The following is a 26,709-nucleotide window of genomic DNA, read 5'->3' as shown; positions in this document are numbered from 1 at the left end:
CGAACACCTTCTGATTATGGCCTGCCCAAAGAGCGGGAGTCGTTTGTATACAGATTGCCGCGATTCGATTGTTTGTGCAACGCAACAAATATCCGGTCATGTTGCGGGTTCCCTAACCGCCCCCTTTCGGTAATCCCCGCCATCGGCTAGGCACGCGGCCATGGACGAGGAAACCAAGAGCCCGCCGACCGCTGCCGAGCCCGCCCCCAAGGCCAAGACCCTCGGGCCGCTGCGCATGATCTGGCGCGAGGCGCTGAAGTATCCCCGCCAACTGGCATTTGCAGCACTGGCGCTGCTGACGACCTCGGCAGCCACACTCGCCATTCCATCGGGCTTCCGCCTGATCATCGACAAAGGCTTTGCCGCCGGCGCCAATGTCGATGACCTGGGACGCTGGTTCCAGTATCTGCTGCTGATCGTGCTGGTTCTGGCGATCGGCACGGCTTGCCGCTTCTACTTTGTTTCCTGGCTGGGTGAGCGCGTGGTCGCCGACATCCGCCTGCGCGTGCAGCAGAATCTCTTGCGCCTGCCGCCGTCCTTCTTCGAGACCAACAGCCCGAAGGAAATCTCCTCGCGGATGACTTCGGACACCGCCATCATCGAACAGGTGGTAGGCACGACGGTTTCGGTCGCGTTGCGCAACACGATCACGGCCATCGGCGGCCTCGGTTACCTGTTCTACCTGGCGCCGAAACTGACGGCGATCCTCATGGTCGGCATCCCGCTGGTCGTCGGCCCGATCGTGTTCTTCGGGCGGCGCGTCCGCAATGTCTCCCGGTCGAGCCAGGATCGCGTGGCGGGCATCGGCGTGATCGTGGCCGAAGTCCTCGGCGCAATGAAGATCGTGCAGGCCTTTGGACAGGAGAAGCGCGAGCTCGAGCGTTTCGGCGAGCGCGTCGAGGCGACCTTCCAGACCGCGCTTCGCCGCATAAGCCTGCGCGCGGTGATGACCGCGATCGTCATCCTGCTGGTGTTCGGCGGGATCACCATGCTGGTGTGGGAAGGCGCCGTCGGCGTCGCACAGGGGACAATCAGCGGCGGCACCATCTTCGCCATCGTCATCACGGCAGGCCTTGTTGCCGGTGCGGCAGGGGCCTTGTCGGAAGTCTATGGCGATCTGCTGCGCGGGGCCGGCGCTGCCGGACGGCTCAATGAACTGCTTCGCGAGGAGCCGGAAATCTCGGCCCCCGCCCGCCCCACGGCCCTGCCCGTGCCGCCGCGCGGCCAGATCGCGTTCCAGAACGTGACCTTCCGCTATCCTTCGCGGCCCGAAGTCCTCGCCCTCGACGACTTCTCGTTGACGGTCGAGCCGGGTGAAACCGTCGCCATCGTCGGCCCGTCAGGCGCTGGCAAGTCGACCCTGTTCCTCCTCGCCCAGCGCTTCTACGATCCGCACGGCGGCATGATCCGCATCGACGGCGTGCCGCTGACCAGCGCGGACCCGGCCGAAATCCGCGCGCGCACCGCGCTCGTCCCGCAGGACGCCACGCTGTTCGCAGCTTCGGCGCGCGACAACCTGCGCTATGGCAACTGGCAGGCCAGCGACGAGGCCATCTGGGAAGCAGCCCGCGCGGCCAATGCCGAACAGTTCCTGCGTGATCTGCCGCAGGGCCTCGACACGTTCCTGGGCGAGGACGGCGCCCGCCTCTCTGGTGGCCAGCGCCAGCGCATCGCCATCGCCCGCGCCGTGCTGCGCAATTCGCCGATCCTGCTTCTTGATGAAGCGACCTCCGCGCTCGACGCCGAAAGCGAGCGGCTGGTCCAGGAAGCGCTCGACCGGCTGATGCAGGACCGCACGACGCTGGTCATCGCCCACCGTCTCGCCACGATACGCGCGGCGGACCGCATCGTGGTCATGGATGCCGGCAAGATCGTGGAACAGGGCACCCATGCCAGCCTGACGGCGGCGGACGGGCTCTATGCGCGGCTCGCCCGCCTGCAGTTCGAAGGGCTTGCCGCCTAACACCTTGACTTGATGCTGCACTGCGGCAAACGCTTGGGACATCATGGACACGATCGTCACCGCCATTCTGCTCGGCATCGTCGAGGGCCTCACCGAGTTCCTGCCGGTCTCCTCGACCGGGCACCTCATCCTCGCCACCGAGCTGTTCGGCTATGACGCGCACCAGTGGGCGATGTTCAACGTCGTCATCCAGCTGGGCGCGATCCTTGCGGTGGTGGTGCAGTACTGGCGCACGTTCTGGGCCGTGGGCATGGGCCTGCTCAAGCTGAACCCCGTGTCGCTGCGGTTCCTGCGCAATCTGCTGGCGGCTTTCATTCCCTCCGCAATTCTCGGCCTTGCCCTGAAAGACTACATCGACGTGCTGCTGGGCAGCCCCGCCGTGGTGTGCTGGGCGCTGATCGTGGGCGGGGTGGCGATCCTGCTGATCGAGCGCAGCGCGAAGACTGGCGAACTGACCGGCATTGGCGAACTGCCGCTGCGTCAGGCCCTCGGCGTGGGCGCCGCGCAGTGCCTGGCCATGGTTCCCGGAGTCAGCCGGTCCGGCGCGACGATCATGGGCGCGCTCGCCATGGGCATCGAACGCCGTACTGCGGCCGAATTCAGCTTCTTCCTCGCCATCCCGACAATGCTCGGCGCCACTACGCTCGAACTGCTCGACAACCGCGATGCCCTGATGACCGGCACCATGGGTGTGGGCTGGACCGAGATTGCCATCGGTTTCGCCGTATCCTTCGTGGTCGCGCTCGCGGTTATCAGGATGTTCGTGGCATATGTCAGCAAGTCCGGCTTCAGGCCCTTTGCGTGGTACCGCATCGTGGCTGGCGCCATTGCACTCGTCTGGCTCGGAGCGCGCTAGCTCCCGATAGCCCGGTAACGCCCCACCGCATTTGCGGAACCAAGTTCATCGTCGGGATTTTAACCGACAACTGAACTTCAAAGGGGTACTTACCATGGGCCTTATCATTCTTCTCGTCGTCGGCGGCATTCTTGGCTGGCTTGCCAGCATCGTGATGCGCACCGACGCGCAGCAGGGCATCTTCCTGAACATCGTCGTCGGCATTGTCGGCGCGCTGCTGGGCGGCTTCCTTCTCGCTCCGCTGATCGGCGGCGGTTCGATCACCGACGGCATTTCGGCCGGCACGCTGATCGTTTCGTTCCTCGGCGCCCTGATCCTGCTGGCGATCGTGAACCTCGTTCGTCGCGGCTCGGTTCGCTAATCGGCGAAATTCCAACTTTCAACCTGAAGGCGGTCACTTTGGCCGCCTTCTCCATACCTGAAGGGGACTGACATGAAGGCAATTTTCAAGGGCGCGATGATGGCGTCTGTCGTGGCGATGGGCCTTGGCCTTTCGGCTTGCGACAGCGCGCAGGAAAACGCCGCCGAAGATCAGGCTGGCGCCGTGCGTGAATCGTCGGAAGCCGCTGCTGACACCATGGAAGACAAGGCCGACGCCATGGGCGGCGCTTCGGAAGACGCCATGGAAGCCAAGGCTGATGCCGTCCGCAATGCCGGCGAAGCCAAGGCCGACGCCATGGAAGACAAGGCCGACACGATGGACAAGACCCCGGGTTGATCCCGCTCTTTTCCGCCTAACGGCCAAGGAAGCCCGGCGCACCCTGGAAGGCGCCGGGCTTTTTGCTGTCTGCTAGACGGCGTGCGACCTAGACAGGCGTCGCGCCCGAACCGCGCCCGCCGCGCAAGTGATACTCGAGCGTGCCTCTATGGAGGACGTCATCGACGTCGATCACCGCGGTGTTGGCATAAGTGAACCCGGCGCCGAGGCCGCGATAGAGCCGGTCGAAGTCGCGCTCCACGGTCTGGTGATAGAGGTCCGCGAAGCTCTCGATCACGAAGTAGGTCGGCTGCAGATCATCGATCACGTAATCGGTGCGCATGACGCGGTCGACATTCAGCATGATCCGGTTGGGCGATTGCCCTTCAAGCGCGAATACGGCTTCTGCCGGTCCCGAAAGAATGCCGGCGCCGTAGACCTTCGGCATGCCGTCCTCCATCACCAGCCCGAATTCCACCGTATACCAATAGAGCGCACCGAGCGACTTGAGCCGGTTGTGGCGCATCGCTTTCCATCCGGCGCGGCCGTACTCCTGCATGTAATCGGCATATGTCGGGTCGGTCAGCATCGGGACGTGGCCGAACACGTCGTGGAAGACATCGGGCTCCTGGATATAATCGAAAGCCTCGCGCGTGCGGATGAAGTTGCCTGCCGGGAAGCGCCGGTTAGCCAGGTGCCAGAAGAACACGTGATCCGGGATCAGCATCGGCACCGGCACCACGCTCCAGCCGGTCAGCGCGCCGAGTTCCTCGGACAGGCGGCCGAAGTCCGGCACTCCACCCCGGCTAAGGTCCAGCCGCTCCAGCCCGCGCAGGAACGCACTGCACGCCCGCCCCGGCAGAACCTCCATCTGCCGGGCATAGAGATCGTCCCAGATTGCGTGCTCCTCGGGAGCATAGCGCCGCTGGGCGGTCTCAAGCCAATCCTCCCCAACCCGCGCTGGACGTTTGAGCGGCGCGGTGTAGACCCCTTCCGGCAGATCGGGCAGTCGCGAAAAGTCCGTGGCAAGGCTGGCAGTGCTCATCGTCTCTCAATCTGGTTTCGTATGCAACCATTAGCACGGTGGCTCCCTTCCGGCAAATCTCGCCGTCAGTCTCTCCTCGCTTGACTTTGCCCTGATTCTCCCCCAACGGCCCCACCCTGTGACGGCGGCGTGGAAACGCGCCGCCACATTCGTTTTCAGATTCGCGCGCGAAAGTTCAGGATAGAGCCATGGCAAAGCCCACCACCGTCAAGATCCGTCTGGTCTCGACCGCTGACACCGGCTTCTTCTACGTGACCAAGAAGAATCCCCGCAACACGACCGAGAAGATGACCTTCCGCAAGTACGACCCGGTCGTGCGCAAGCACGTCGAGTTCAAGGAAGCGAAGATCAAGTAATCAGCGCATCTGCGCTTTACCCGTGAAGCCCGTCCCGCCATTTTCGGAACCGGGACGGTTCACGGCGAGTTCAACGCCGACACTGCAAGGAACGGCGATGAACATGATCAAGACCTCGATTCGCAAGCTGGGCCGTCCTATGGCGGCCCTTTCGCTTGCCTTCGCTGCGGCCACGCCCGCAACGCTTCTCGCGCCGACTGTGGCGCTGGCACAGGCCTCCGACATCGACCGCGCGGTCTCTGCACTGCGCGGCATTTCGACGCTGCGCGCAAATTTCACGCAGACCGACCGTTCGGGCCAGAGCGTTTCAGGCGTGCTGACGATGAAGCAGCCCGGCAAGATCCGCTTCCAGTACCAGAAGGGCGTGCCGCTGCTGATCGTGGGTGACGGCAGGGCGCTCACCATGATCGACTACGAAGTGCGCCAGGTGCAGCGCTGGCCGATCAAGAACAGCCCGTTGGGCGCGTTGCTCGATCCCAACAAGGACGTCGCACGCTTCGCCAAGCAGCTGCCCACCGGCGATCCGGGCGTGATCAGCCTGCAAGTGCGCGATCCCAAGCACCCCGAATACGGCACGATCACCATGATCTTCGTCCGTAACGGCAATGCACCAGGCGGCCTGCAGCTTGATTCGTGGGTTGCGCTCGATTCGCAGAACAAGCGCACCACGGTGCGCCTCTCGGGCCACCAGTACGGCGTGGCGGTGAACGACAGCACCTTCCGCTGGACCGACCCGCGCCGTCCCGTGACGCGCTGAGCCGACTCACTTGTAAAACCTGCTCCCCCGCGAAGGCGGGGGGCCTTCATCGGCTTGCGCGGACGTTTCGTAACCCCCACAAGGTCCCCGCCTGCGCGGGGACGCGTTTGCATCCTGAAAGAAGCCGGCACCACCCGTCGCCCCAGATCGTCGCCTTACCCATCAACCGTTCACCCCCTGCGACAAGCTGCGACAAACCTGCAGCCCCCGTTCATCGGGGCGCAAGCGAAACGGGCCTAGAACGATTTTCGACGAGGCGGTCGAGGCGGGTTTCCCCCCTGTTGCCCGGTCTCCTGGAGACCGCAGCGTCAAGCGTGACGAACGCAAATGGAACCCTCGGACCAATGCCCCCGGTCCGAGGGTTTTGCGTTTGGGGTCCGGGAGTTCCCCCAGAGACGGCTGCGGATAGCGGCTTTCTGCGCTTCCGGTGCTCACGACCCAAAAGGTCGCTGCGCGCCAGTTCTCGAAATCCACCATCCTCGCTCGCCCCTGAGGAAACCCCGAACCCCAAACCCAGCGTAAATCCATCGTCACCCTGAACTTGTTTCAGGGTCCATTTCTCCGCATAAGCGTTGGCGCGATTTCAAAATCAACGGTGCAAGGTCATGGACGACTCGACACGACGATTGGGCAGTCGGTTGTAATGACCACCATTGAGGCCGTAACCATGATGCACAACCCTCCCCATCCCGGCGAACTGCTTCGTGACGAAGTGATCGAAGCGCTGAACCTGTCCGTCACCGAAGCCGCCAGCCGCCTTGCGATGTCGCGCGTCGCCCTCTCCCGCGTGTTGAACGGCAAGGCCGGGATCAGCCCCGTTCTGGCACTGCGACTGGAGCAGGCAGGCGCAAGCACCGCACGGGCGTGGCTGGCGATGCAGGCGAACCATGACCTGTGGCGTGCTCGCCAGCACGAGCAGCCGGTTGTGCGGCGGTTGTAGGAAACGGCTTGAGGGAAAGCGATCAAATGCGCTGCTTTCAAGTACTTCTGCATGGGCGCCTGATCTGGATTGGGAATGCGCCAGCACTGCCTACGGATACCGCGCAGCCAGCCGGATTCATGTGCAGTCACTTTGTGTTGGCATCCAACCAAGAAGCAGCCATCGAAAAGGTAGGAGTTCGCGTTACGCGCAACTTTGACCAAAAGACCCGCTGGTTACGCGAAGGCAAAGTGGGATTAACGCTTGAGGTGGAAGAAGTGTCGCAAGCCTCACTGCTAAGAAGCCTTTGGCCCGCGAACCAAGGCTTTGTATTCTACACGGACGAATAAGTGCACCTCCGTCACCCTGAACTTGTTTCAGGGTCCATCTCTCCGCAGCCACGTCCGCCTGAGTCTGAGAAATGGATGCTGAATCAAGTTCAGCATGACGAGGGGAGGGCAGAACCCGCCTCGCCCACCCCACATCCCATCTAGCAATCGCCCCCCTGCAACCCTAAAGCAGCGCCATGATCTCGGTTGCCACATGGAACATCAATTCGGTCCGCTTGCGCGCCGATCAGGTCGAACGCTTTCTCGTGCAGGAAGCACCCGATGTGCTGTGCCTGCAGGAGATCAAGACGCCGGAAAACCTCTTCCCGCACGAGGTGTTCGAGAAGCTTGGCTATACCCATCGCGCGGTCCATGGGCAGAAGGGCTACCACGGCGTCGCCACGGTCAGCCGCATCCCGTTCCGCGATTTCAGCAAGCATGACTGGCAGGACAATGGCGAGGCGCGGCACATCGGCGTCGAACTGCTTGGGGTGGGCAACGGCCTGATCATCGAGAACGTCTATATCCCCGCAGGCGGCGACGTGGCAGACCGCGAGGTGAACCCCAAGTTCGGCCAGAAGCTCGATTTCCTCGAGCGCATGACCCGCTGGGCCGAGAAGATCGAGCGGCCGACGCTGATCACCGGCGATTTCAACATCGCGCCGCTGGAATGCGACGTCTACGATCACAAGGCGCTGCTCAAGGTCGTCAGTCACACGCCAATCGAGGTAGAGACGCTGCAGCGCTTTGCCGATGCGCATGGCTGGGTCGATCTTGGCCGCAAGCACATCCCCGCGCCGGAACGCAACTATTCGTGGTGGTCCTACCGCTCGTACTGGCGTGCCAAGGACCAGGGCCGCCGGCTTGACCACATGTGGGCCTCGCCCGAGGCTGCCGCGCAGACGCGCTCGCACCGCTTCGTCGAAGAGACGCGCAAGTGGGAGCAGCCTTCGGATCACATCCCGCTGATCACCGAGCTGGATCTGTGAGCGAATCCCGGAATGTAGCAAAAGCGCTTGACGCGCTTCGCCACGGTTGGGCGATCCGGGTGACCGGCGCGGACGGCGCGCTCGACCTGCTGCCTGCCGAAACCGCTTTCGCCCAACCCGGCATCTATGCCGCGCGACTGCTGATTTCCGCCGCCCGCGCGGCGACGCTGAAGCTCGCTAACCAACGCGACGCCGCCGTGCCCGAAGCCCCGGTGATGATCCATGGCGCCGAACCATTCAGCCTTGGCTCTGCACGCAATCTGGCCGATCCGGCGAAGGACCTCGGCAGCCCGTTGCGCGGGCCCTTCAAGGCCGATCCGATCGAGGCGCATGATGCGGCCGTTGCCGCCATGGAACTGGCCCGTCTGGCAGGGATCCTGCCCGCTTTCCTGATCTCGACCGGCGTCGAGATCGCGGCGGAGGTATCGGCGGCCGATCTTGCGGCGTTCAAGGACCCGCTCAATCTCACCCTCCAGGCCCGCGCCCGCCTGCCCGTCCACGCCTGCGAACATGCTGAAATCGTGGCATTCCGCGCCCGGGATGACTTGCGCGAGCATGTGGCGCTGGTGATCGGCACGCAGACCAGCGAGCGCGAGCCGGTGGTGCGGCTGCACAGCGAATGCCTGACCGGCGACATTCTCGGCAGCCTCAAGTGCGATTGCGGCCCGCAGCTTGATGCCGCCCTTGCCCGCATGGCCGAGGAAGCCAATGCGGGCGGCTGGGGCGTCCTGCTCTACCTGCGGCAGGAAGGCCGCGGCATCGGCCTGATCAACAAGCTCCGCGCCTATGAGCTGCAGGACCAAGGCTTCGACACGGTCGACGCCAACGAACGCCTTGGCCTGCCGAGCGAAGCGCGCGACTTTCCGGTGGCGGCGCGGATGCTCGACCTGCTCGGCGTGCGTTCGATCCGCCTGCTGACCAACAATCCGCAGAAAGTGGCGACATTGCAGGCACTTGGAGTGGAGGTGACGGAGCGTCTGGCGCACCAGCTCCCCGCCAACCCCCACAACCAGCGCTATCTCGATACGAAGCGAGATCGGACCGGTCATCTGCTGCGTTAGAACGCGCGCCACGCGATCAGCAGCACCGCAGCCGCGATAATCGCCGCGAACAGGAGGGCATAGCCCATGTCCTTGACGGTGAACTTGTCCACGTTTTCAGAGCGAAAGAGCCGGTAGCCACGCTCGGCAGCGGGGTTGCTGGCGACGAGCGCGACGTCGAGCGCGCTGGCTTCGGAGCGGAACCAGTTGACCATGAGTTGCCGCTCCTCCGGCGTGACGTCGGGGTAGGCGGCGAGGAGCGCCTCGACGTGGGCGCGGCGAGAGTCGACTGCTTTCGCAATCGTGGAAGTGTTTGACATTGTGGGATTCCTGACATGCGTTTGAACTGCGCCCGAGGGGCGCGGGGCTCAGGTCAGGAAAGTGGCGGTGCCCTGGGTGCTGGCAGCAGCGCGAGCGGCTGTGGTGCAGGCGGCGCGGTTTGCGGGGGCCAGAAGCCTTCGTGCTGGACGAGCGGCACAGGCGCAAGCCTTGGCGCAAGGACGACCGGCGGCGGGGGCGCCATCGGCACGACAGCGCGTTGAATCTGCGCGGCTTTGCGCGGTGCCACCGCCATGTCCACCGTTGCCGCACTGAAGGCCGAGCCGTGACGCACGGTCACGGGTGCCTCGAAGGGGACAAGCGCGTGGGTCAGGACAGTGAGGGCGAGAAGGATCGCCCAGAGCCGTCCGCCCAGCCTCAGGAGGGCCGGACTCTGCATTTCCAACTCACCCTAGACTCTCGAAGGCAGAGGGGCAACTCCGCCCCAACTCGGCGCGACTCTAGCGGGACTCGAAGCGGCTGAGGCCCGAGCCCAGGGTGTTCGCCCCGAGCGCCAGCTTGTCGCCCGACCAGTCCGCGACGAAGGCCGACGAACGACTGACCCCCGGCGCGAACCGCGCATCATTTCCAACAATGGCGAGGCCGGTCGCAGGGTGTGCCTTGCCCTCGGCGGCGATGGCGATGAAGGCGCTGTAGTTTTCCTTGTCGAGTCCCTGGACGAAGACATTGTCGGCAATGCGACCGGTTGCCCCAGCGGGCAGGTCGATCATATAGTTCGTTGTTTTTCCTGCTGTATCGTCAAAACTGGACTGGGTGACCTCCACCCGACCCGCGCGGCTCTTGACGTAATGCCCGCCGCGCCCCGCTTCGAAGCGGCTGCGGCGGATGGTGACGCTGCCGTAATCGCCGAAATAGACCGAGTGGGCGCAGGAAAGGCCGCGATCGCACCGGCCAAGACGCGAAAAGGTTGATTTCTCAATGAGAACCGCGCCGGCGGGGTCGTCGGCGGAGAGGATGCCCTGCTCGCTGTCGCGGAACCATGACTGGCGCACGGTGAGGTTGCCGCGTTCCAGCCGGATGCCCGAGCCATTGGCATCGGGCACGCGGATGTTCTGGAAGATCAGGCCTTCGACCGTGGTCGAGCGTCCGCGCGCGACGATGACCGCCTTGCCCTCGCATGCCGCGCCGTCGAACACCGTCTGCCCCGGCACTTGCGCGACGAAGCCGATGTCGCCCGCCTGCTGCACCGCGCAATCGCGATAGACGCCGGGTTCGATGCGGATCGTGCCGGTGCCTTCGCCGATGGCGTTCACCGCCTGCTGGAGCGCGGCATAGCTGCGGCCGGTCTCGACCACCGTGTATGGCGAGCGCTGGCCCTGTGCGAGCAGCGCGGTGGCCGGAATCGTTGCAATCACCGCGATCCCGAGGAGGAAGACGGCAAGGCGCTGGCCACGGTGGCGGCGCTCTCTGGAGGCGAACGGGTTCATCATGCGCATATCTGTTCCCCGGCGATTTCGAATGCCGGGGTAGCGCGGAATGATTGACAGGCCCTTGCGTTCCCGCAGGAACCGGGGACCTGCCCGAAGTTACAGGATCAATCCTTCCTGCCCCAGCGCCACTTCCAACCGCCGCGCGTGCGCCTGGCGGAGACCGAGAACACGATTGCCGTGGCGACGATGAAAAGTGCGAAGCCCAGCGTGCGCAATCGGCCGTCGCCACTGTCATCCAGCAGCTTCACCAGCGGCAGCAGAGCGATATAGCCACCGATCAGGGCCCAGCCCTGCCAACGCAGCGGCAAGCCCGCGCCATAGCCAAAGCGCTTGGGCGCGAACCATGCGCCGTCGTCGGTGGCGGGCGGTTGGGACTTAGGCGGCCGGGTGGTGTAGCGGGCATCAACCATCGCTGTTCTCCGTGTCGATTTTCGGCGGCCGCCCGCGCTTGACCGGCTCGGCCGCGGCGAGCTTCACGCCGCGCCGGGTCAGGGCCTCGCGCAGCAGCACTTCGATCTGGGCATTGGCCGAGCGCAAGTCGGCCGAGGCCGTGCGCTCGATCGCGGCGAAGAGCGCCGGATCGATGCGCAACGGAAAGGCCTTCTTTGGACTCGGCGCCATCCCGAACGCCTTACTGGTAGAGCGTGCCGGTGTTGACGACCGGCTGGGTATCGCGCTCGCCACAGAGCACGACCATCAGGTTCGAGACCATCGCTGCGCGGCGTTCGTCGTCCAGCTCGACCACGTTCTTTTCCGAAAGCTGGGTCAGCGCCATTTCGACCATCGAGACTGCGCCTTCGACCAGCTTCTTGCGCGCCGAGATTACCGCTTCGGCCTGCTGGCGACGAAGCATGGCTCCTGCAATTTCAGGTGCATAGGCAAGGTGGGTAAGACCGCATTCGTCAACCGTGATGCCTGCAAGCACCAGTCGCGCGTTGAGTTCGGTGCGCAGTTCGGCGTTGATCTGATCGTGGTGGCCTCGCAGCGTGACTTCGTGGTGCTCGATATCGTCATACGGGTAGCGCGAGCCGATCGAGCGCACCGCGCTTTCGATCTGGACGAAGACGAAGGCCTTGTAGTCATCGACGTCGAACAGGGCCTGCGCAGTATCGGATACGCGCCAGACGACGTTTGCGGCAATCTCGATCGGATTGCCGCGCAGGTCGTTGACCTTGAGCTTTTCCGAGACGACGTTGTTGGCGCGTACCGAGATCTTGGTCTTGGTCATCCACGGCCAGACCCAGCGCAGCCCGTGGTTGCGGTCCGTGCCACGATAGGAACCGAACAGGTTGATCGCGGCGGCCTGATTGGGCTGGATCATGTAGAAGCCCGAGGCCATGAACACGATGGCGACCGGCAGCGCGGCAATCGTGGCAATGAAGCCCGGCACGGCATCTTCCGACGGATTGCCGCTGGCAAACCCGAGGACCCGTGCAGTGGTGAGGATCACCAGCACGACCATGAGGATCAACATGAGATAGCCGCTGATCGACCAGGCCCCGGTTTCGGTGCTGGCGGAATGCGTCTTCGACTCGGACATCGGAGATTCCCCTTAAATCTGATATCACATTAATATCAGATTCGGATTCAGGTGCAAATGGTTTCGGATTCCTGAGGGGCGTAGCGTTGCTTGCCCACTCCCAACCCCTCCCGCAGGCAGGAGGGGTTGGGGGTGGGTCGGTTTAAACACCCCCCTTGCAATCCGGACCGAATCACTCCACATTAGCGGAGCGGACCGGGCCCCTCTGGCGCGGCGTTCTGGCCATACTGGCAGTTCGCTTCGTGATGTCGGACCGCATCGGGTAATGCCGATGCCATGCGGGTCCGGGTCTCTTCCCCCTCCTTTCGGACTTTGGCCTCGCAGGCTTCGGCATTCCCGATCGTAGCAATTGCTCGACTAGGGAGCTTTGACATGTCCGCGTGGCTGAAGATGTCACGCTCTGCCCAACCGGCAAGGTCGAGCCGGGCCCGCATCGGCAGGAAATCGAAGCAGGCCTGCGCCATCGCGGTGCGGCCCTCGCGCTCCAGACGCTCGACGAGGATCGCGTGCATGGCATGGAGGTGGCGCACGTCGGATGCGGCGTATTCCTGCTGCGCATCGGACAGCACCGGCCCACCCCAGTCGCTCGACTGCTGCTGCTTGGAGATTTCCTTTCCGAGCAGTTCGCGCACCAGGTCCTTGAGCCCGTGGCGATCGGTATAAGTCCGGACCAGCTTCGAGGCGATCTTGGTGCAGAACACGGGCGCCGCGACCACGCCGAGGTAATGCTCGATCGCGGCAAGGTCGAAGCGGGCGAAGTGGTACAGCTTGACCCGCGAAGGATCGGCCAGGACAGCCTTCAGATTGGGCGCCGCATAGCTGCTGCCCGGTGAGAAGCGGACGAGGTGTTCGTCGCCCTGCCCGTCCGAAATCTGCACGACGCAAAGGCGATCACGCGGTGTGATCAACCCCATCGTCTCGGTATCGACGGCGACGGCACCCGGCGCAAGCACGCCTTCGGGGAGGTCTTCTTCATGGAAATAAACGGCCATTCCTGTCGCTTAGGGCGTTGGGCAAGGACCCGCAAGCTTTCAGTCCCGCCCAGACAAGTGCAAGGAGGAAAAGACGTGGCCCGTCACGACCGCCAAGTTGGCGTTTGCGGCATGAAAGTATTGTATTGCGGCCATGCTCCCAGATGGGAGCGCACCACACGCGGTGAATCGCGCAAGGAACGCTCACGCAATTACGGAGCGAGAGCCGTGGCACTGGACGCCAAGACCCTGACCCATCTAGAACGCCTTGAATCCGAGGCGATCCACATCATGCGCGAGGTCGTCGCCGAGGCGACCAATCCCGTCATGCTCTACTCCGTCGGCAAGGACAGCGCGGTCATGCTGCACCTTGCCCGCAAGGCGTTCTATCCCTCGCCGCCGCCGTTCCCGCTGCTGCATGTCGATACCACCTGGAAGTTCCAGGACATGTATGCCCTGCGCAACAAGATGGCGGTCGAGAGCGGCATGGAACTGCTCATCTACCAGAATCCCGAAGCTGCCGAGAAGGGCATCAATCCGTTCGATCACGGCGCGCTCCACACCGACATGTGGAAGACGGAAGGGTTGAAGCAGGCGCTCGACAAGTACGGCTTTGACGCGGCCTTCGGCGGCGCACGGCGTGACGAGGAAAAGAGCCGCGCCAAGGAGCGCATCTTCTCCTTCCGTACTGCCAGCCACGGCTGGGACCCGAAAAACCAGCGCCCCGAATTATGGAACCTCTACAACGCCCGCAAGAACAAGGGCGAGAGCATTCGCGTGTTCCCGATCTCGAACTGGACCGAGCTTGATATCTGGCAGTACATCCACCTCAACGACGTGCCGATCGTCCCGCTCTACTTTGCCGACGAGCGTCCGACTTATGAGTGGGAGGGCCAGCTGTTCATGGCCGACGACATTCCGCGTCTGGAAAAGGTGCTGGGCTATCGCCCCGAAATCACCATGAAGTCGGTCCGCTTCCGCACCCTTGGCTGCTTCCCGCTGACCGGCGCGGTGGAGAGCACCGCCAAGACGCTGCCTGAAGTGATCCAGGAAACCCTGCTCACCACCACCAGCGAACGTCAGGGTCGCGTGATCGACAAGGATGCCGGTGGCGCCGGCATGGAAGTGAAGAAGCAGCAGGGGTATTTCTGATGAGCACGCAGGACGTTATCTATCAGACCGACGCCCTCATCGCCGAGGACATCAACGCCTATCTGGACCAGCATCAGCACAAGACCATGCTGCGCTTCATCACCTGCGGGTCGGTGGACGATGGCAAGTCCACCCTTATCGGGCGCCTGCTCTATGATTCGAAGATGATCTTCGAGGACCAGCTGGCCGCACTCGAGAACGATTCGAAGAAGGTCGGCACGCAAGGTCAGGAAATCGACTTCGCGCTGCTCGTCGACGGTCTCGCTGCCGAGCGCGAGCAGGGCATCACCATCGACGTTGCCTATCGCTTCTTCAACACCGAGAAGCGCAAGTTCATCGTCGCCGATTGCCCCGGCCATGAACAGTACACCCGCAACATGATCACCGGCGCATCCACCGCCGACCTTGCCGTGATCCTGATCGATGCGCGCAAGGGCGTGCTGGTGCAGACGCGCCGCCATTCCTACCTGTGCCACCTGATCGGCATCCGCAATATCGTTCTGGCCGTGAACAAGATGGATCTGGTTGACTACGACCAGCAAGTGTTCGACGCCATCGTCAAAGAATATGCGGAATTCGCCAAGTCCATCGGGATCGAGAGCTTCACCGCGATGCCGATCTCCGGCTTCAAGGGCGACAACATCACGACGCGCTCGGCCAATACGCCCTGGTATCAGGGCCCCACGCTGGTCGATCACCTTGAAACCGTGGAAGTTCTTTCCTCGGTCGATGCCGACAAGCCCTTCCGCATGCCGGTGCAGTGGGTCAACCGCCCCAACCTCGATTTCCGCGGCTTCTCCGGCTTGATCGCCACTGGTTCGGTCAGGCCGGGCGATGAAATCCGCGTCCTTCCGTCCGGCAAGACCAGCAAGGTCACGCGCGTCGTCACGCTGGATGGGGACCTCGAACAGGGCGTTGCAGGCCAGTCGGTCACACTGTGCCTGGCCGACGAGGTCGACTGCTCGCGCGGCGACGTGATCAGCCTTGCCGACAATCCGCCTCAGGCCGCCGACCAGTTCGAAGCGACGCTCGTCTGGCTCAACGACGAAGCCATGCTGCCGGGTCGCGCCTACTGGCTCAAGCTCGCCACGCAGACCGTCTCGGTCACGGTGCAGCAGCCGAAATACGTCGTGAACGTCAACACGATGGAGCATCTTGCGGCCAAGACGCTCGAGCTCAACGCAATTGGCGTGGCCGAGATCGCCACCGACAAGCCGATCGTTTTCGAGGCCTACAACGATGGCCGCACGCTCGGCGGCTTCGTGCTGATAGACAAGATGAGCAATGCCACCGTCGCTGCCGGCATGCTCAACTTCAGCCTGCGCCGGGCCCAGAACGTGCACTGGCAGGCATTGGACGTGAGCCGCGAGGCCCACGCCACGCTCAAGAACCAGAGCCCCAAGGTGCTGTGGTTCACCGGCCTTTCCGGTTCCGGCAAATCCACCATCGCCAACATGGTCGAAAAGCGCCTGCACGCGCTCGGCAAGCACACCTTCCTGCTCGATGGCGACAACGTGCGCCACGGGCTGAACAAGGACCTGGGCTTCACCGAGGCCGACCGCATCGAGAACATCCGTCGCGTCGGCGAAGTCGCCCGCCTGATGACCGACGCCGGCCTGATCGTGCTCACCGCTTTCATCAGCCCGTTCCGGGCCGAGCGCGAAATGGTCCGCAGTCTGATGGCCGACGGCGAGTTCGTCGAAATCTTCGTCGACACGCCACTCGAAGTGGCAGAAGCCCGTGACGTGAAGGGCCTCTACAAGAAGGCGCGTTCCGGCCAGCTCAAGAACTTCACCGGGATCGACAGCCCCTACGAAGCGCCTGAGGCTCCCGACTTCCGCGTGGATACGACCGCCGAGTCGCCCGAAGATGCCGCCGAACGCATCGTGAATGCGCTTCTCGGGTGGGCCCCGACCATTTAAGCAATCGTCTCTGGCCGGGAGGGAAACCGCCAATGATTCTGTTTCATGGACACGAGGCGCACGCCCGTTCGATCGTCAAGGCGATCAGCTGGCGTACCTTGGGCAGTATCGATACGTTTTTGCTCGGCTGGCTGTTCACCGGCAGCATGAAGGCTGCCGGGGCCATTGCCGGCACCGAGGTGATTACCAAGATTGGACTCTATTACTTCCACGAGCGCGTGTGGAGTTCGATCCACTGGGGCACTCAGCGTCCCCCGGTGGAAGAGGAGGACGCTGCAATCAGCGCCGAAGCAGGCTTGGTCTGACCCCTCAGACCCGGCCGATGCTGCTGTAGGCAAAGCCTGCAGCACGCGCCTCGGTCGGGTCATAGACATTGCGCAGATCCACCAGCACCGGCGCGTTCATAAGGCTCTTCACCCGCGCAAAATCCAGCGCGCGGAACGCATCCCATTCGGTGACAAGGGCAACCGCGTCGGCCCCTGCAACGGCTGCATATGTAGATGCCGCCATGGTCACCTCAGGCAGGATCTCTGCTGCGGCGTCCATGCCTTCCGGATCGTAGGCCACAACTTCGGCCCCCGCATCCAGCAACGTCTGCACGATCGCGATCGAGGGTGCATCGCGCATGTCGTCGGTGTTCGGCTTGAACGTCAGGCCCAGCAGCGCCACGCGCTTGCCGCGGGCGTCGCCGCCCAGCGCCTCGATCACCTTGCGACCCATTGCGCGCTTGCGGCTGTCGTTCACCTTGACCACTGCTTCGACCAACCGCACCGGGCTGTTGTAATCCTCCGCGGTCTTGAGCAGCGCCAGAGTGTCCTTGGGGAAGCACGACCCGCCATAGCCCGGCCCCGCATGCAGGAATTTCGACCCGATGCGATTGTCGAGGCCGATACCCCGCGCCACGTCCTGCACATCGCCGCCGACCTTTTCGCACAGGTCTGCCATCTCGTTGATGAAGGTGATCTTGGTGGCAAGAAAGGCATTGGCGGCGTACTTGATCAGCTCGCTGCTGCGGCGCGAAGTAAACAGGATCGGCGCGCGGTTGAGAAACAGCGGGCGATAGACCTCACGCATCACGCCACGCGCCCATTCCTCCTCGGCACCGATGACGATACGGTCGGGCCGCTTGAAATCGCCGATGGCGGCGCCTTCACGCAGGAATTCCGGATTGGATACCACGGCGAATTTCACATCGGTTCCGCTCTCGCGAATGATCCGCTCCACCTCGTCGCCGGTGCCCACCGGCACGGTCGACTTGGTTACGACAACGGTCGGCGTCCTGATGTTTTCCGCCAGCTCCTGGGCCACGGTATAGACATAGGTCAGGTCGGCGTGCCCGTCGCCCCGGCGCGAGGGCGTGCCGACTGCAATGAAGATCGCAGCAGCATCTTCGATGGAACTGGCAAGATCAGTCGAGAACGACAGGCGCCCGGCCTTGACGTTGGCGGCGACCAGTTCGGCCAAGCCCGGTTCGTAGATCGGCATGACGCCGGAGCGCAGTCGCTCGATCTTGCTCTCGTCCTTGTCGATGCAGACCACGTCGTGGCCGAAATCGGCAAAGCAGGCTCCCGAAACCAGCCCGACATAGCCCGAGCCAACCATTGCGATCTTCATCAAAGCACTCCGTACAGCCCTGCGCTGTTAGCAAGCACTGGCCCATCCCGGAACCCTGCTTGCGGGCGCGCCTCCTAACCGTCTAACCTTGCCGGAACATGACTAGCATTTCCCTGCCCGAAAGCTGGCTGCCGAGCCTCGAACCGGTCCTGCAATCCCCACCCTTGCGCGACCTCGACGCTTTCCTCGACGCCGAAGAACGCATCGGCAAGGAGATCTATCCACCGCGCGATGCGCGCCTCGCCGCGCTGGAGCTGACGCCGCTCGATCAGGTGCGCGTGGTCATCCTCGGGCAGGACCCCTACCACAGTCCGGGACAGGCGCACGGTCTGGCTTTCTCCGTCCGGCGTGGCGTCAAGATTCCGCCAAGCCTCGTGAACATCTACAAGGAACTCGAAGCCGACCTTGGCATCCCGCGCGCAGGCCACGGCAATCTCACGCGCTGGGCGCAGCAAGGCGTGCTCCTGCTCAACAATGCGCTGACAGTCGAGGCAGCAAACGCTGGCTCGCATCAGGGCAAGGGCTGGGAACTGCTCACCGATGCCGCAGTCGAAGCCGTCGCCTCGCGGCCCGAGCCCACCGTCTTCATGCTGTGGGGCAGCCATGCGCAGAAGAAGGCAGCGCGCATCGCCGCGCTGCGGAGCGGCCCGCATCTCGTGCTCAAGGCCCAGCACCCCAGCCCGCTTTCGGCCTACAAGGGCTTCTTCGGCTCGAAACCCTTCAGCCAGGCCAATGCCTTCCTTCAGGCCCATGGGCGCGGCGCGATAGACTGGCGCCTCCAGGAAACCCTGTTCTGACGCAAAAAGCCCCGCCGCAGCGGGGCTTTCACATCGGGATCGGGCCGAAGCTCAGCCCGGAATCGAAGCAGACGCTGCCTGACCGTCACCTTCCGGCGCGGCAAGGATGTCGCGCACGACCTGGCCCTTGGCCACGGTCTGCGTTGCCGGATCGCCCACGGTCGAACGGATCGAGGCTGCTGCGGTACCCGCACGGTTGAGCGCGTCGGTCTCCACGCTGGAACGTGCCGAAGGACCGCCGAACAGGGTTTCCAGCGCCTGCTTGCCGGTTTCCGAATCCTGCGGACGCGGCGCGCCGGGGCTCGGCGGGGTCAGCGCGAAATCGGGCGGCACGACCAGCGGCGCGGCGCGCGTCACGGCCATTTCGTCAGGACGGTCACGGTTGAACAGCGAACCGCCGCCACCGCAGGCCGAGAGCAGGGTCGCCCCCGAGACGACAAGAGCAAGGGCGGCAGCTTTACGCATCATGCATTCTCCGTGGCGGTTTGGTCGCCGCTATCGTTTGGCTTTTCGCGCGATTTGAACGAGCGGGCAAGCAGTATCAGGACACCGAACGTGATCGCCACGTCGGCCAGATTGAAGATCGCGAAAGGCCGCCATTCGCCGATGTGCAGGTCGGCATAGTCGATCACATAGCCCAAGGTCAGCCGGTCATAGATATTGCCCAGCGCCCCGCCCAGCACGAGCCCAAGCGCAAGAATGTCACCGCGCAAGGTCTCGCGCAGCATCCACACCGTCACGCCCAGCGCAATCAGTGCCGTCACGATGATCAGACCGTACCGCATCTCCATCGACGTTGCCGTGAACATGCCGAACGAAACGCCATAGTTCTCGGCATAGCGCAGGTCGAAGAGCGGCAGCAGGTCTATTACCCCCAGATCGCGCAGCATCAGCGGGCCCACCATGACCGCCTTGACGATCCGGTCGACCACAGCAACCAGCAGCGCCAGGCCCAGGCCCTCGATGCGCGGACGGGTCAGCATCAGGCCGCTGCACCTGCGTCAATGGCCGTCACGACCTCGTCGCAACGATCGCACAGCGCTCCGTCTTCCGTGACTTCCGGAAGCAGGCGCCAGCAACGGCCGCACTTGTGGTCGGTGGAACGGGTGACAATCACATCACTGCCCTGCCCGCGATTGACTGTCGCGGTGATGAACAGCTCTGCCAGATCAGCCTCCGGCGCGCCTTCCGGCACGGTCACAACCGCTTCGAGGCCCGAGCCCAGCACCTTTTCCCGGCGCAGCGGTTCGATCGCCTCGTTCACCGTCTGGCGCAGCGCGCGAAGTTCGCTCCAGCGCGCATCGTCCACCGAAACGGCAGGAACCTCAGGCCATTCCAGCAGATGCACGCTGTCGCTGCCCGGATAGCGCGAGGCCCAAACCTCTTCCGCTGTGAACACCAGCACCGGCGCGCCATAGCGGACCAGCGCGTGGAACAGCGTGTCGAGCACGGTGCGATAGGCGCGGCGCTTCGGGTCCGAAGGTGCGTCGCAGTAGAGGCAATCCTTGCGGATATCGAAGAAGAAGGCCGAAAGGTCCTCGTTGCAGAAATCGGTCAGCGCGCGGACATAGGTGTTGTAGTCGAAGTCCTCGACAGCCTGCTTCAGCGTGGCATCGAGCTTGCCGAGCAGGCCGAGCATGTACTGCTCCAGCTCGGGCATCTCCACCACCGGCAGCCGCTCGGCCTCGCTGAAACCGTCCAGCGCGCCCAGCAGGTAGCGATAGGTGTTGCGCAGCTTGCGGTACTGGTCGGCAACGCCCTGGAGGATTTCCTTGCCGATGCGGTGGTCCTCGGTGAAATCGACCGAGAGCGCCCAGAGCCGCAGGATATCCGCGCCGTAATCGCGCATCAGGTCGATCGGGCTGATCGTGTTGCCCAGGGACTTGGACATCTTCATGCCCTTCTGGTCCATGGTAAACCCGTGCGTCAGCACCGCATCATAGGGCGCCCGCCCGCGCGTAGCGCAGGATTCCAACAGCGAGGACTGGAACCAGCCGCGATGCTGGTCCGACCCTTCGAGATAGAGGTTCGCAGGCCACTGCAGATCGGGCCAGCGCCCCGATTCCAGCACGAAGGCATGGGTGGAGCCGGAATCGAACCACACGTCGAGAATGTCGGTGACGCGCTCGTAGTCCTCGAGCTTGTACTTGTCGCCCAAGTACTCCTGCGCCCGCTCCTCATCCCAAGCATCCACGCCCTCGGCCATGACCGCCGCGACGATGCGCGCGTTCACTTCGGGATCGTTGAGATACTGCCCGGTCTTGCGATCCACGAACAGCGTGATCGGCACCCCCCACGCCCGCTGGCGCGAAAGCACCCAGTCCGGACGCCCTTCAACCATCGCGCCGATGCGATTGCGGCCCTTTTCGGGGACGAAGCGGGTGTCGGCGATGGCCTTGAGCGCGATCTCCCTCAAGGTCCGCTCGCCCTGAGCCTGTCGAAGGGCCTCGCCCGGGGCTTCGACAAGCTCAGCCTGAGCGGGACTGGGGGCAATCGCCCGATCCATCGGCACGAACCACTGCGGCGTGCAGCGATAGATCACCTTGGCCTTCGAACGCCACGAATGCGGATAGGAATGCTTGTAATCGGCACTCGCCGCGAGCAACCCGCCCGCCTCGCGCAGGGCCTCACAGATCGGCCCGTCGGGCGCATTGAACTTGGGGTTGATGACCGAGCCCTGCCCGCCGAGCCAGGCCCAGTCCTCGCGATACTTGCCATCGCCCTGCACCGCAAAGACCGGCTCGATCCCATGCGCCTTGCACAGCGCAAAGTCGTCCTCGCCATGATCGGGCGCCATGTGGACAAGGCCGGTGCCGCTGTCGGTCGTGACGAAATCGCCGGGGAGCATCGGGCGCGGCTTGGCGAAGAACCCGCCCAGCGCGTGCATCGGATGGCGGACGATGGTGCCAGCGAGGTCGGATCCTTTGAACAGTTTTCGGGGATGATTTTGCTCGAACGAACCCACGAAGCTCGAGTTATTGTTCGAATAAGCCTCGGCGCTTCGCTCCATCATGGCTTCAAGAAGCGAATTAGCGACAATCAGCTTGCGTCCGCCATATGGCACCAATGCATACTCAACCTCCGGCCCATAAGCCAAAGCCTGGTTCACCGGAATCGTCCACGGCGTCGTCGTCCAGATCACCGCATAAGCGCCGACCAGTTCGGGGATCGGCGACTCAACAATCTCGAACGCCACATCGATCTGGGTCGAGACGATATCCTCGTACTCCACCTCGGCCTCGGCCAGGGCGGTCTTTTCGACCGGAGACCACATCACCGGCTTGGCCCCGCGATAGAGCTGGCCGCTTTCGGCAAACTTCAGCAGTTCGCGCACGATGGTGCCCTCAGCCTGGCTGTCCATCGTCAGGTAGGGGTTGTCCCAATCGCCATTGATGCCAAGGCGCTTCAGCTGCTCGCGCTGCACGTCGACCCACTTCTGGGCATAGGCGCGGCATTCGGCGCGGAATTCCTTCGGCGGAACCTCGTCCTTGTTCTTCTTCTTCTTGCGGTACTCTTCCTCGACCTTCCACTCGATGGGCAGGCCGTGGCAGTCCCAGCCGGGCACATAGGGCGCGTCCTTGCCCAGCAGCGACTGGGTGCGGCAGACCATGTCCTTGAGGATATGGTTCAGCGCATGGCCAATGTGCATGTCGCCATTGGCATAGGGCGGGCCGTCATGGAGAATGAACTTCTCGCGGCCTTTGCGCGCCTCGCGCAGCTTCCGGTAAATCCCCTCGTCCTGCCAGCGCGAAAGAATGACCGGCTCCTTCTGGGGGAGGCCAGCCTTCATCGGGAAATCGGTCTTCGGCAGGAAGACGGTCGGTCGGAAGTCGCGTGGTTCAGTCATGACGGCTGCGCACTAGAGCAATTGCGCACATTGGGGAAGTGGGGCGCTGGCAAGCGGCAACAAGCCTTCAAAGCAAGCACATCGTCACCCTGAACTCGTTTCAGGGTCCATCTCTCCACACGAACAGCAGTTTGATCGGCAACATGGATCCTGAAACAAGTTAGGGATGACAGGGTGACGAGCAGCGGGCCGCTACGCCAGCAACCGCCGCGCTTCGTCGCAATCCCGCCCCATCTGCGCCACCAGCGCATCGAGCCCCTCGAACTTCGCCTCGGGTCGCAGGAAGTGGTGGAACGCCACCTCGATTTCCTGCCCGTAGAGATCGCCCGAGAAATCGAAGAAGTGCGGCTCGAGCAGCTCCTTGGGCGGATCGAACGTCGGGCGGATTCCAAGGTTCGCCGCGCCTTTGAGCACGCACCCGTCAGGCAGGCGCCCCGTAACCGCATAGATGCCGTAACGCGGGCGCAGATACATGCCGATGTCGAGGTTCGCGGTGGGGAAGTTGATCGTCCGCCCCAGCTTGTCACCATGCTGCACCATGCCGCGGATCGCGAATGGCCGCGTCAGCAGCTTCGTCGCCGTCTCGCAGTCGCCCGATTTCAGCGCCTCGCGGATGCGGCTCGATGAGACGACCTCGCCCTCCAGCGTGACCGGCCCCACCGCGCGCGCCGTCAGGCCAAAGCGCGGCCCCTCTTCGCGCAGCACTTGCGCATTGCCGCTGCGGCCCTTGCCGAAGGTGAAGTCCTCGCCCGTCACCACGCCGACCGCGCCAAGATGCCCGACCAGCCCCGCCTCGATCCATTCGAGCGCGGTCATCCCGGCAACGTCCGCGCCGAAGTGGATCACCAGCATGGCATCGGCACCAGCGGCCGCGAACAGCTCCTGCCGCTGATCCAACGTAGTAAGGCGGAACGGCTCGGCATCGGGCTTGAAGTGCCGCACCGGATGCGGATCGAACGTCGCTACGATCGCCGGACGCCCTTCCGCCTTGGCCCAACGGATCGCCTCACCCACCACCGCCTGGTGGCCAAGATGAAACCCGTCGAAATTGCCCAGCGCGACAATCCCGCCACGCATCGCTTCCGGAACCGGCTGCAGACTGTCGAGACGAATCATGCGTCCGCCCTGGCGTACGTGACGAAATCGAAAGCGGGTCTCTCAGCCTGCGCCGGATGCACTTCGCGCGATACCTCTGTCCACTCCTGTCCGAGCGGCTCCATCACGGTATCACCCTCGAACAGCCCACGTACTTCCGTCAATTCCACCCGTTCGGCAAGGGGCATGAACAGGCGGTAGATCTCCGCCCCGCCGACGACGGCAACCTCGCCCTCACCCGCCAGCGTCAGAGCCTGCTCCACGCTCGTCGCCACTTCGGCACCTTCGGCGTTCCAACCGGCATCGCGCGTCAGCACGATGTGGCGACGTCCCGGCAGCAACCCTGGCAGGCTCTCGAAGGTCTTGCGCCCCATGATCATCGGCTTGCCAAGGGTCAGCGCCTTGAACCGCTTGAGATCGGCGGGCAGGCGCCACGGCAGGCCATTGTCCTTGCCGATCACGCCGTTGTCGGCGCGGGCATAGATCAGGAACAGCCCAGCCCTGATTGCGCTCACAGCACCAGCCGCGTCACGTGGCCCATCTTGCGCCCCGGCCGCACCGCCGCCTTGCCGTAAAGGTGCAGGTGGTTGGCAGGGTCGGACAGGATCGCGGGCCAATCGTGCGCATCATCGCCGATCAGGTTGTCCATGACCACGCCCTTGGCCGCCAGCGCGGTCGAGCCCAGCGGCAGCCCGCAGATCGCGCGCACGTGGTTCTCGAACTGGCTGGTGAGCGCGCCTTCGATGGTCCAGTGCCCCGAATTGTGCACGCGCGGCGCCATCTCGTTGAACACCGGGCCGTCAGCCGTCGCAAAGAACTCCAGCGTCAGCACGCCGACATAGCCCAGCGCATCGGCCACCTTCGCCGCCAGCGCCCGCGCCTCTTCCACTTGCGCCAGGATGACCGGCGATGCAGGTACGGTGGAGCGATCCAGAATGCCGCCCTTGTGCACGTTCTCGGCGCTGTCCCAGAAGCGCACTTCGCCCGCTTCCGTGCGCACGAGGATCACCGAGAACTCAGCGTCGAAGGTCACGAAGCCTTCGTAGATCAACGGCTTGCCGGGCAGTTCAACGGCCTCGGCATCAGAAGCCTGCATGATCCGCCACTGGCCCTTGCCGTCATAGCCATCGCGCCGTGTCTTGAGGATCCCCGGCGCGCCGATACTGGCCACCGCGGCGCGCAGGTCCTCCATCGAATCGACCTTGGCCCAGGGAGCAGGCCGCCCGCCGAGTGCTTCGACGAACGACTTCTCGTTCACGCGGTCCTGCGCCACTTCCAGCGCCCTGGCCGGAGGATGGAGCGGCGCATGGGCCGTCACTGCCGCCAGAGGCGTTGCCGCCACGTTCTCGAACTCGTAGGTCACGACCGCGCATTGTGCAGCGAATGCCGCCAGCGCCGGCTCGTCGTCGTACTCGCCTTGCGTGAATGCGGCGCAGACATCGGCGGCAATCGAATCCGCTTCCGGCGCATAGACGTGGCAGCGATACCCCAGGTTCGCCGCCGCCAGCGCAATCATCCGGCCCAGTTGGCCGCCACCGAGGATGCCGATCGTCTCGCCGGGGGGGATCATCAGACTGGCTTCTCCGCCACCGAATCGGTCTGCGCGGTGCGGAAGGCAATCAGCCGCTCGGCCAGCGCCGCGTCAGACGTCGCCAGGATCGACGCTGCAAAAATGCCCGCATTGGTCGCGCCCGGCACGCCGATGGCCAGCGTCCCGACCGGAATGCCGCCCGGCATCTGCACGATCGACAGCAGCGAATCCATGCCTTTCAGCGCCTTGGATTCGACCGGCACGCCCAGCACCGGCAGATGGGTCATCGAAGCGACCATGCCCGGAAGGTGCGCCGCACCACCAGCGCCGGCGATCACCACCTTGAAGCCTTCGGCATGCGCGCCCTTGGCAAAGCTCACCAGCCGATCGGGCGTGCGGTGCGCCGAAACGATGCGGCATTCATGTGCCACGCCGAGCTTTTCCAGCACGGCAGAGGCGTTCTTCATCGTCTCCCAGTCGGACTGGCTGCCCATGACGATGGCGACCAAAGGCTTGTCAGTCATGTCCCCTGCCCCCTTCAGGCTTGCCGAAGCGCTCAGCGCTCCGAGAGGTAATAGCGTTCGATCTCGGCAAGGTTGTCGTCGAGTTCATAGACGATCGGCTGGCCGGTCGGAATCTCGAGGCCGGTGATGTCCTCGTCCGAAATGCCGGACAGGTGCTTGACCAGCGCGCGCAAGGAATTGCCGTGGGCCGAGACGATAACCGTCTCACCGGCACGCAGCGCAGGCGCGATCTTTTCTTCCCAGCACGGCAGCACGCGCGCGATGGTATCCTTGAGGCTTTCGGTCGAAGGCACCGCGATCCCGGCATAGCGCGGGTCGGACGACAGATCGAATTCGCTGCCTGCTTCGAGCACCGGCGGCGGCACGTCAAAGCTGCGGCGCCAGACCTTGACCTGATCGTCGCCATGCTTGGCCGCGGTCTCGGCCTTGTCGAGCCCGGTCAGGCCGCCATAGTGCCGCTCGTTCAGGCGCCAGTCCTTGTCTTCCTGCACCCACAGACGGCCGGCAGCCTCAAGCGCCAGATGCAGCGTCTTGATCGCGCGGGTCTGCAGCGACGTGAAGGCCAGCGTCGGCAGCACGCCCTTGTCCTTGAGCAGCTTGCCTGCGGCGAAGGCTTCGGCCGCACCCTTCTCGGTCACGTCGACGTCCCACCAGCCGGTGAAGCGGTTCTCGAGGTTCCACTGCGACTGGCCGTGGCGAATCAGGATCAGGCGGGGCATCAGGGCATCCTGTAACTGACTTTAAGAAGGAACCGCGCCCCTAGCGTCGGGCGGCCGAATTGGAAAGCCCGGTTTCCGGCGAATCGGGCGATTCGGACTCGGATTCGCTGGCAGATCCCATGGCACGTGCCTGTGCCTTGCGGCGCTTGAGGTTCTCGCGCAGCCGCGCCGCCAGCCGCTCTTCGCGCGTCATCGGGGTTTTTGCATCGTTCATGGCACCCGATTGCCGGTATCGCCGACCAACTGCAAGACTTGAAGGCATTGCGCCGGAACGTCG

30 protein-coding genes and 1 pseudogene are annotated in these 26,709 nt (G+C 64.0%); 13 read left to right on the top strand and 18 right to left on the bottom strand.

What is annotated here, in order from left to right:
- The first annotated feature begins 160 nt into the window (after positions 1–160).
- The 4 genes from IM701_RS00805 (at position 161) to IM701_RS00790 (ending at position 3,537) form a co-directional block, all read left to right on the top strand.
- Complete coding sequence (locus IM701_RS00805; RefSeq protein WP_039337197.1) at positions 161–1,963, top strand: ABC transporter transmembrane domain-containing protein; 1,803 nt, start codon at positions 161–163, stop codon at positions 1,961–1,963.
- A gap of 43 nt (positions 1,964–2,006) precedes the next feature.
- Entirely contained in the window at positions 2,007–2,819 is an 813-nt protein-coding gene (locus IM701_RS00800; protein ID WP_193827492.1) for an undecaprenyl-diphosphate phosphatase, read from the top strand.
- 94 nt (positions 2,820–2,913) lie between these two features.
- The gene (locus IM701_RS00795) at positions 2,914–3,180 is read left to right on the top strand and encodes a GlsB/YeaQ/YmgE family stress response membrane protein (protein WP_039337201.1); all 267 of its coding nucleotides are present in this window, start codon (positions 2,914–2,916) and stop codon (positions 3,178–3,180) included.
- Positions 3,181–3,252: 72 nt separating this feature from the next.
- Positions 3,253–3,537 carry a hypothetical protein gene (locus IM701_RS00790; RefSeq protein ID WP_052242641.1) on the top strand — a complete coding sequence of 95 codons (285 nt, stop codon included), beginning with the start codon at positions 3,253–3,255 and terminating at the stop codon, positions 3,535–3,537.
- A gap of 88 nt (positions 3,538–3,625) precedes the next feature.
- On the opposite strand, the gene phhA is transcribed toward IM701_RS00790, so the two are convergent.
- Positions 3,626–4,561 carry a phenylalanine 4-monooxygenase gene (gene phhA, locus IM701_RS00785; RefSeq protein ID WP_193827491.1) on the bottom strand — a complete coding sequence of 312 codons (936 nt, stop codon included), beginning with the start codon at positions 4,559–4,561 and terminating at the stop codon, positions 3,626–3,628.
- 188 nt (positions 4,562–4,749) lie between these two features.
- Here phhA and rpmG point away from each other — a divergent pair, with 188 nt between their 5' ends.
- The 5 genes from rpmG to ribA all read left to right on the top strand — a co-directional run bounded on the left by rpmG (position 4,750) and on the right by ribA (position 8,972).
- Positions 4,750–4,917, top strand: a complete 168-nt coding sequence (gene rpmG / locus IM701_RS00780; protein WP_011446825.1) for a 50S ribosomal protein L33 — start codon at positions 4,750–4,752, stop codon at positions 4,915–4,917.
- Between the two features lie 97 nt (positions 4,918–5,014).
- Positions 5,015–5,674, top strand: a complete 660-nt coding sequence (locus IM701_RS00775; protein WP_230487746.1) for an outer membrane lipoprotein carrier protein LolA — start codon at positions 5,015–5,017, stop codon at positions 5,672–5,674.
- Between the two features lie 643 nt (positions 5,675–6,317).
- Positions 6,318–6,614 carry a HigA family addiction module antitoxin gene (locus IM701_RS00770; protein ID WP_230487745.1) on the top strand — a complete coding sequence of 99 codons (297 nt, stop codon included), beginning with the start codon at positions 6,318–6,320 and terminating at the stop codon, positions 6,612–6,614.
- 505 nt (positions 6,615–7,119) lie between these two features.
- Positions 7,120–7,911 carry an exodeoxyribonuclease III gene (locus tag IM701_RS00765; RefSeq protein ID WP_193827490.1) on the top strand — a complete coding sequence of 264 codons (792 nt, stop codon included), beginning with the start codon at positions 7,120–7,122 and terminating at the stop codon, positions 7,909–7,911.
- Entirely contained in the window at positions 7,908–8,972 is a 1,065-nt protein-coding gene (gene ribA, locus IM701_RS00760) for a GTP cyclohydrolase II (protein ID WP_193827489.1), read from the top strand. The genes IM701_RS00765 and ribA overlap by 4 nt, the downstream gene beginning before the upstream one ends.
- Here the strand turns inward: ribA and IM701_RS00755 are convergent.
- The 7 genes and pseudogenes from IM701_RS00755 to IM701_RS00725 all read right to left on the bottom strand — a co-directional run.
- A complete protein-coding gene (locus IM701_RS00755; RefSeq protein ID WP_062343460.1) occupies positions 8,969–9,271 on the bottom strand; it encodes a hypothetical protein in 303 nt (100 codons plus the stop codon). The two genes, ribA and IM701_RS00755, sit on opposite strands and share 4 nt — an antisense overlap.
- 53 nt (positions 9,272–9,324) lie before the next feature.
- On the bottom strand, positions 9,325–9,669 hold the full coding sequence (locus IM701_RS00750) for a hypothetical protein (RefSeq protein ID WP_193827488.1): 345 nt from the start codon (positions 9,667–9,669) through the stop codon (positions 9,325–9,327).
- A gap of 61 nt (positions 9,670–9,730) precedes the next feature.
- Complete coding sequence (locus tag IM701_RS00745; RefSeq protein WP_193827487.1) at positions 9,731–10,726, bottom strand: right-handed parallel beta-helix repeat-containing protein; 996 nt, start codon at positions 10,724–10,726, stop codon at positions 9,731–9,733.
- 98 nt (positions 10,727–10,824) lie between these two features.
- Positions 10,825–11,130: a hypothetical protein gene (locus tag IM701_RS00740; protein ID WP_039337214.1), complete on the bottom strand. Its 306-nt coding sequence runs from the start codon at positions 11,128–11,130 to the stop codon at positions 10,825–10,827.
- Complete coding sequence (locus tag IM701_RS00735) at positions 11,123–11,341, bottom strand: hypothetical protein (protein WP_039337216.1); 219 nt, start codon at positions 11,339–11,341, stop codon at positions 11,123–11,125. The genes IM701_RS00740 and IM701_RS00735 overlap by 8 nt, the downstream gene beginning before the upstream one ends.
- 10 nt (positions 11,342–11,351) lie before the next feature.
- Positions 11,352–12,260 (bottom strand): SPFH domain-containing protein, encoded by a 909-nt coding sequence (locus IM701_RS00730; protein ID WP_193827486.1) that lies wholly within the window; start codon positions 12,258–12,260, stop codon positions 11,352–11,354.
- Between the two features lie 380 nt (positions 12,261–12,640).
- Positions 12,641–13,252, bottom strand: a pseudogene (locus IM701_RS00725) (ribonuclease D); the annotation flags it as partial.
- Positions 13,253–13,459: 207 nt separating this feature from the next.
- Here IM701_RS00725 and cysD point away from each other — a divergent pair.
- Genes cysD through IM701_RS00710 form a run of 3 tightly spaced genes read left to right on the top strand, consistent with a single transcriptional unit; the run spans position 13,460 to position 16,610 of the window.
- Positions 13,460–14,383 (top strand): sulfate adenylyltransferase subunit CysD, encoded by a 924-nt coding sequence (gene cysD, locus IM701_RS00720; RefSeq protein ID WP_230487744.1) that lies wholly within the window; start codon positions 13,460–13,462, stop codon positions 14,381–14,383.
- Positions 14,383–16,305 (top strand): sulfate adenylyltransferase subunit CysN, encoded by a 1,923-nt coding sequence (cysN, locus tag IM701_RS00715; protein WP_039337219.1) that lies wholly within the window; start codon positions 14,383–14,385, stop codon positions 16,303–16,305. The genes cysD and cysN overlap by 1 nt, the downstream gene beginning before the upstream one ends.
- Positions 16,306–16,337: 32 nt before the next feature.
- A complete protein-coding gene (locus IM701_RS00710) occupies positions 16,338–16,610 on the top strand; it encodes a DUF2061 domain-containing protein (protein WP_039337221.1) in 273 nt (90 codons plus the stop codon).
- 4 nt (positions 16,611–16,614) lie between these two features.
- Here the strand turns inward: IM701_RS00710 and IM701_RS00705 are convergent, their stop codons facing one another.
- Positions 16,615–17,919 carry a UDP-glucose/GDP-mannose dehydrogenase family protein gene (locus tag IM701_RS00705; protein WP_193827485.1) on the bottom strand — a complete coding sequence of 435 codons (1,305 nt, stop codon included), beginning with the start codon at positions 17,917–17,919 and terminating at the stop codon, positions 16,615–16,617.
- A gap of 98 nt (positions 17,920–18,017) precedes the next feature.
- On the opposite strand from IM701_RS00705, the gene ung reads away from it, so the two are divergent.
- Complete coding sequence (gene ung, locus IM701_RS00700) at positions 18,018–18,716, top strand: uracil-DNA glycosylase (protein ID WP_193827484.1); 699 nt, start codon at positions 18,018–18,020, stop codon at positions 18,714–18,716.
- A 51-nt stretch (positions 18,717–18,767) separates the two neighbouring features.
- Here ung and IM701_RS00695 read toward each other — a convergent pair whose 3' ends face one another.
- The 9 genes from IM701_RS00695 to IM701_RS00655 form a co-directional block, all read right to left on the bottom strand.
- On the bottom strand, positions 18,768–19,181 hold the full coding sequence (locus tag IM701_RS00695; RefSeq protein WP_370584341.1) for a DUF3035 domain-containing protein: 414 nt from the start codon (positions 19,179–19,181) through the stop codon (positions 18,768–18,770).
- Positions 19,181–19,699 (bottom strand): signal peptidase II, encoded by a 519-nt coding sequence (gene lspA / locus IM701_RS00690; protein WP_193827482.1) that lies wholly within the window; start codon positions 19,697–19,699, stop codon positions 19,181–19,183. Before lspA ends, IM701_RS00695 begins: the two co-directional genes overlap by 1 nt.
- Positions 19,699–22,563 carry an isoleucine--tRNA ligase gene (gene ileS / locus IM701_RS00685; RefSeq protein ID WP_193827481.1) on the bottom strand — a complete coding sequence of 955 codons (2,865 nt, stop codon included), beginning with the start codon at positions 22,561–22,563 and terminating at the stop codon, positions 19,699–19,701. Before ileS ends, lspA begins: the two co-directional genes overlap by 1 nt.
- 192 nt (positions 22,564–22,755) lie before the next feature.
- The gene (locus IM701_RS00680; RefSeq protein WP_174544578.1) at positions 22,756–23,679 is read right to left on the bottom strand and encodes a bifunctional riboflavin kinase/FAD synthetase; all 924 of its coding nucleotides are present in this window, start codon (positions 23,677–23,679) and stop codon (positions 22,756–22,758) included.
- Positions 23,676–24,173: a dihydrofolate reductase gene (locus tag IM701_RS00675; RefSeq protein ID WP_039337229.1), complete on the bottom strand. Its 498-nt coding sequence runs from the start codon at positions 24,171–24,173 to the stop codon at positions 23,676–23,678. The genes IM701_RS00680 and IM701_RS00675 overlap by 4 nt, the downstream gene beginning before the upstream one ends.
- Positions 24,170–25,228: a 5-(carboxyamino)imidazole ribonucleotide synthase gene (locus tag IM701_RS00670; protein WP_193827480.1), complete on the bottom strand. Its 1,059-nt coding sequence runs from the start codon at positions 25,226–25,228 to the stop codon at positions 24,170–24,172. The genes IM701_RS00675 and IM701_RS00670 overlap by 4 nt, the downstream gene beginning before the upstream one ends.
- Positions 25,228–25,713: a 5-(carboxyamino)imidazole ribonucleotide mutase gene (purE, locus tag IM701_RS00665; protein ID WP_062347702.1), complete on the bottom strand. Its 486-nt coding sequence runs from the start codon at positions 25,711–25,713 to the stop codon at positions 25,228–25,230. Before purE ends, IM701_RS00670 begins: the two co-directional genes overlap by 1 nt.
- Positions 25,714–25,745: 32 nt before the next feature.
- Positions 25,746–26,432 (bottom strand): 2,3-diphosphoglycerate-dependent phosphoglycerate mutase, encoded by a 687-nt coding sequence (gpmA, locus tag IM701_RS00660; RefSeq protein ID WP_039337234.1) that lies wholly within the window; start codon positions 26,430–26,432, stop codon positions 25,746–25,748.
- A 40-nt stretch (positions 26,433–26,472) separates the two neighbouring features.
- A complete protein-coding gene (locus tag IM701_RS00655) occupies positions 26,473–26,646 on the bottom strand; it encodes a hypothetical protein (RefSeq protein ID WP_193827479.1) in 174 nt (57 codons plus the stop codon).
- Positions 26,647–26,709: the final 63 nt, after the last annotated feature.

Origin of the sequence: Novosphingobium sp. ES2-1 (assembly GCF_015169775.1) — a bacterium.
Taxonomy (GTDB): domain Bacteria; phylum Pseudomonadota; class Alphaproteobacteria; order Sphingomonadales; family Sphingomonadaceae; genus Novosphingobium; species Novosphingobium subterraneum.
This window is presented reverse-complemented; position numbering and strand designations above follow the sequence as displayed.

What these genes read in the sequence shown, in the direction of transcription:
- IM701_RS00805 (WP_039337197.1), top strand. Translation starts at nt 161, where the DNA reads ATGGACGAGGAAACCAAGAGCCCGCCGACCGCTGCCGAGCCCGCCCCC.
- IM701_RS00800 (WP_193827492.1), top strand. Translation starts at nt 2,007, where the DNA reads ATGGACACGATCGTCACCGCCATTCTGCTCGGCATCGTCGAGGGCCTC.
- IM701_RS00795 (WP_039337201.1), top strand. Translation starts at nt 2,914, where the DNA reads ATGGGCCTTATCATTCTTCTCGTCGTCGGCGGCATTCTTGGCTGGCTT.
- IM701_RS00790 (WP_052242641.1), top strand. Translation starts at nt 3,253, where the DNA reads ATGAAGGCAATTTTCAAGGGCGCGATGATGGCGTCTGTCGTGGCGATG.
- phhA (WP_193827491.1), bottom strand. Translation starts at nt 4,561, where the DNA reads ATGAGCACTGCCAGCCTTGCCACGGACTTTTCGCGACTGCCCGATCTG.
- rpmG (WP_011446825.1), top strand. Translation starts at nt 4,750, where the DNA reads ATGGCAAAGCCCACCACCGTCAAGATCCGTCTGGTCTCGACCGCTGAC.
- IM701_RS00775 (WP_230487746.1), top strand. Translation starts at nt 5,015, where the DNA reads ATGAACATGATCAAGACCTCGATTCGCAAGCTGGGCCGTCCTATGGCG.
- IM701_RS00770 (WP_230487745.1), top strand. Translation starts at nt 6,318, where the DNA reads ATGACCACCATTGAGGCCGTAACCATGATGCACAACCCTCCCCATCCC.
- IM701_RS00765 (WP_193827490.1), top strand. Translation starts at nt 7,120, where the DNA reads ATGATCTCGGTTGCCACATGGAACATCAATTCGGTCCGCTTGCGCGCC.
- IM701_RS00755 (WP_062343460.1), bottom strand. Translation starts at nt 9,271, where the DNA reads ATGTCAAACACTTCCACGATTGCGAAAGCAGTCGACTCTCGCCGCGCC.
- IM701_RS00750 (WP_193827488.1), bottom strand. Translation starts at nt 9,669, where the DNA reads ATGCAGAGTCCGGCCCTCCTGAGGCTGGGCGGACGGCTCTGGGCGATC.
- IM701_RS00745 (WP_193827487.1), bottom strand. Translation starts at nt 10,726, where the DNA reads ATGCGCATGATGAACCCGTTCGCCTCCAGAGAGCGCCGCCACCGTGGC.
- IM701_RS00740 (WP_039337214.1), bottom strand. Translation starts at nt 11,130, where the DNA reads ATGGTTGATGCCCGCTACACCACCCGGCCGCCTAAGTCCCAACCGCCC.
- IM701_RS00735 (WP_039337216.1), bottom strand. Translation starts at nt 11,341, where the DNA reads ATGGCGCCGAGTCCAAAGAAGGCCTTTCCGTTGCGCATCGATCCGGCG.
- IM701_RS00730 (WP_193827486.1), bottom strand. Translation starts at nt 12,260, where the DNA reads ATGTCCGAGTCGAAGACGCATTCCGCCAGCACCGAAACCGGGGCCTGG.
- cysN (WP_039337219.1), top strand. Translation starts at nt 14,383, where the DNA reads ATGAGCACGCAGGACGTTATCTATCAGACCGACGCCCTCATCGCCGAG.
- IM701_RS00710 (WP_039337221.1), top strand. Translation starts at nt 16,338, where the DNA reads ATGATTCTGTTTCATGGACACGAGGCGCACGCCCGTTCGATCGTCAAG.
- IM701_RS00705 (WP_193827485.1), bottom strand. Translation starts at nt 17,919, where the DNA reads ATGAAGATCGCAATGGTTGGCTCGGGCTATGTCGGGCTGGTTTCGGGA.
- ung (WP_193827484.1), top strand. Translation starts at nt 18,018, where the DNA reads ATGACTAGCATTTCCCTGCCCGAAAGCTGGCTGCCGAGCCTCGAACCG.
- IM701_RS00695 (WP_370584341.1), bottom strand. Translation starts at nt 19,181, where the DNA reads ATGCGTAAAGCTGCCGCCCTTGCTCTTGTCGTCTCGGGGGCGACCCTG.
- lspA (WP_193827482.1), bottom strand. Translation starts at nt 19,699, where the DNA reads ATGCTGACCCGTCCGCGCATCGAGGGCCTGGGCCTGGCGCTGCTGGTT.
- ileS (WP_193827481.1), bottom strand. Translation starts at nt 22,563, where the DNA reads ATGACTGAACCACGCGACTTCCGACCGACCGTCTTCCTGCCGAAGACC.
- IM701_RS00680 (WP_174544578.1), bottom strand. Translation starts at nt 23,679, where the DNA reads ATGATTCGTCTCGACAGTCTGCAGCCGGTTCCGGAAGCGATGCGTGGC.
- IM701_RS00670 (WP_193827480.1), bottom strand. Translation starts at nt 25,228, where the DNA reads ATGATCCCCCCCGGCGAGACGATCGGCATCCTCGGTGGCGGCCAACTG.
- purE (WP_062347702.1), bottom strand. Translation starts at nt 25,713, where the DNA reads ATGACTGACAAGCCTTTGGTCGCCATCGTCATGGGCAGCCAGTCCGAC.
- gpmA (WP_039337234.1), bottom strand. Translation starts at nt 26,432, where the DNA reads ATGCCCCGCCTGATCCTGATTCGCCACGGCCAGTCGCAGTGGAACCTC.
- IM701_RS00655 (WP_193827479.1), bottom strand. Translation starts at nt 26,646, where the DNA reads ATGAACGATGCAAAAACCCCGATGACGCGCGAAGAGCGGCTGGCGGCG.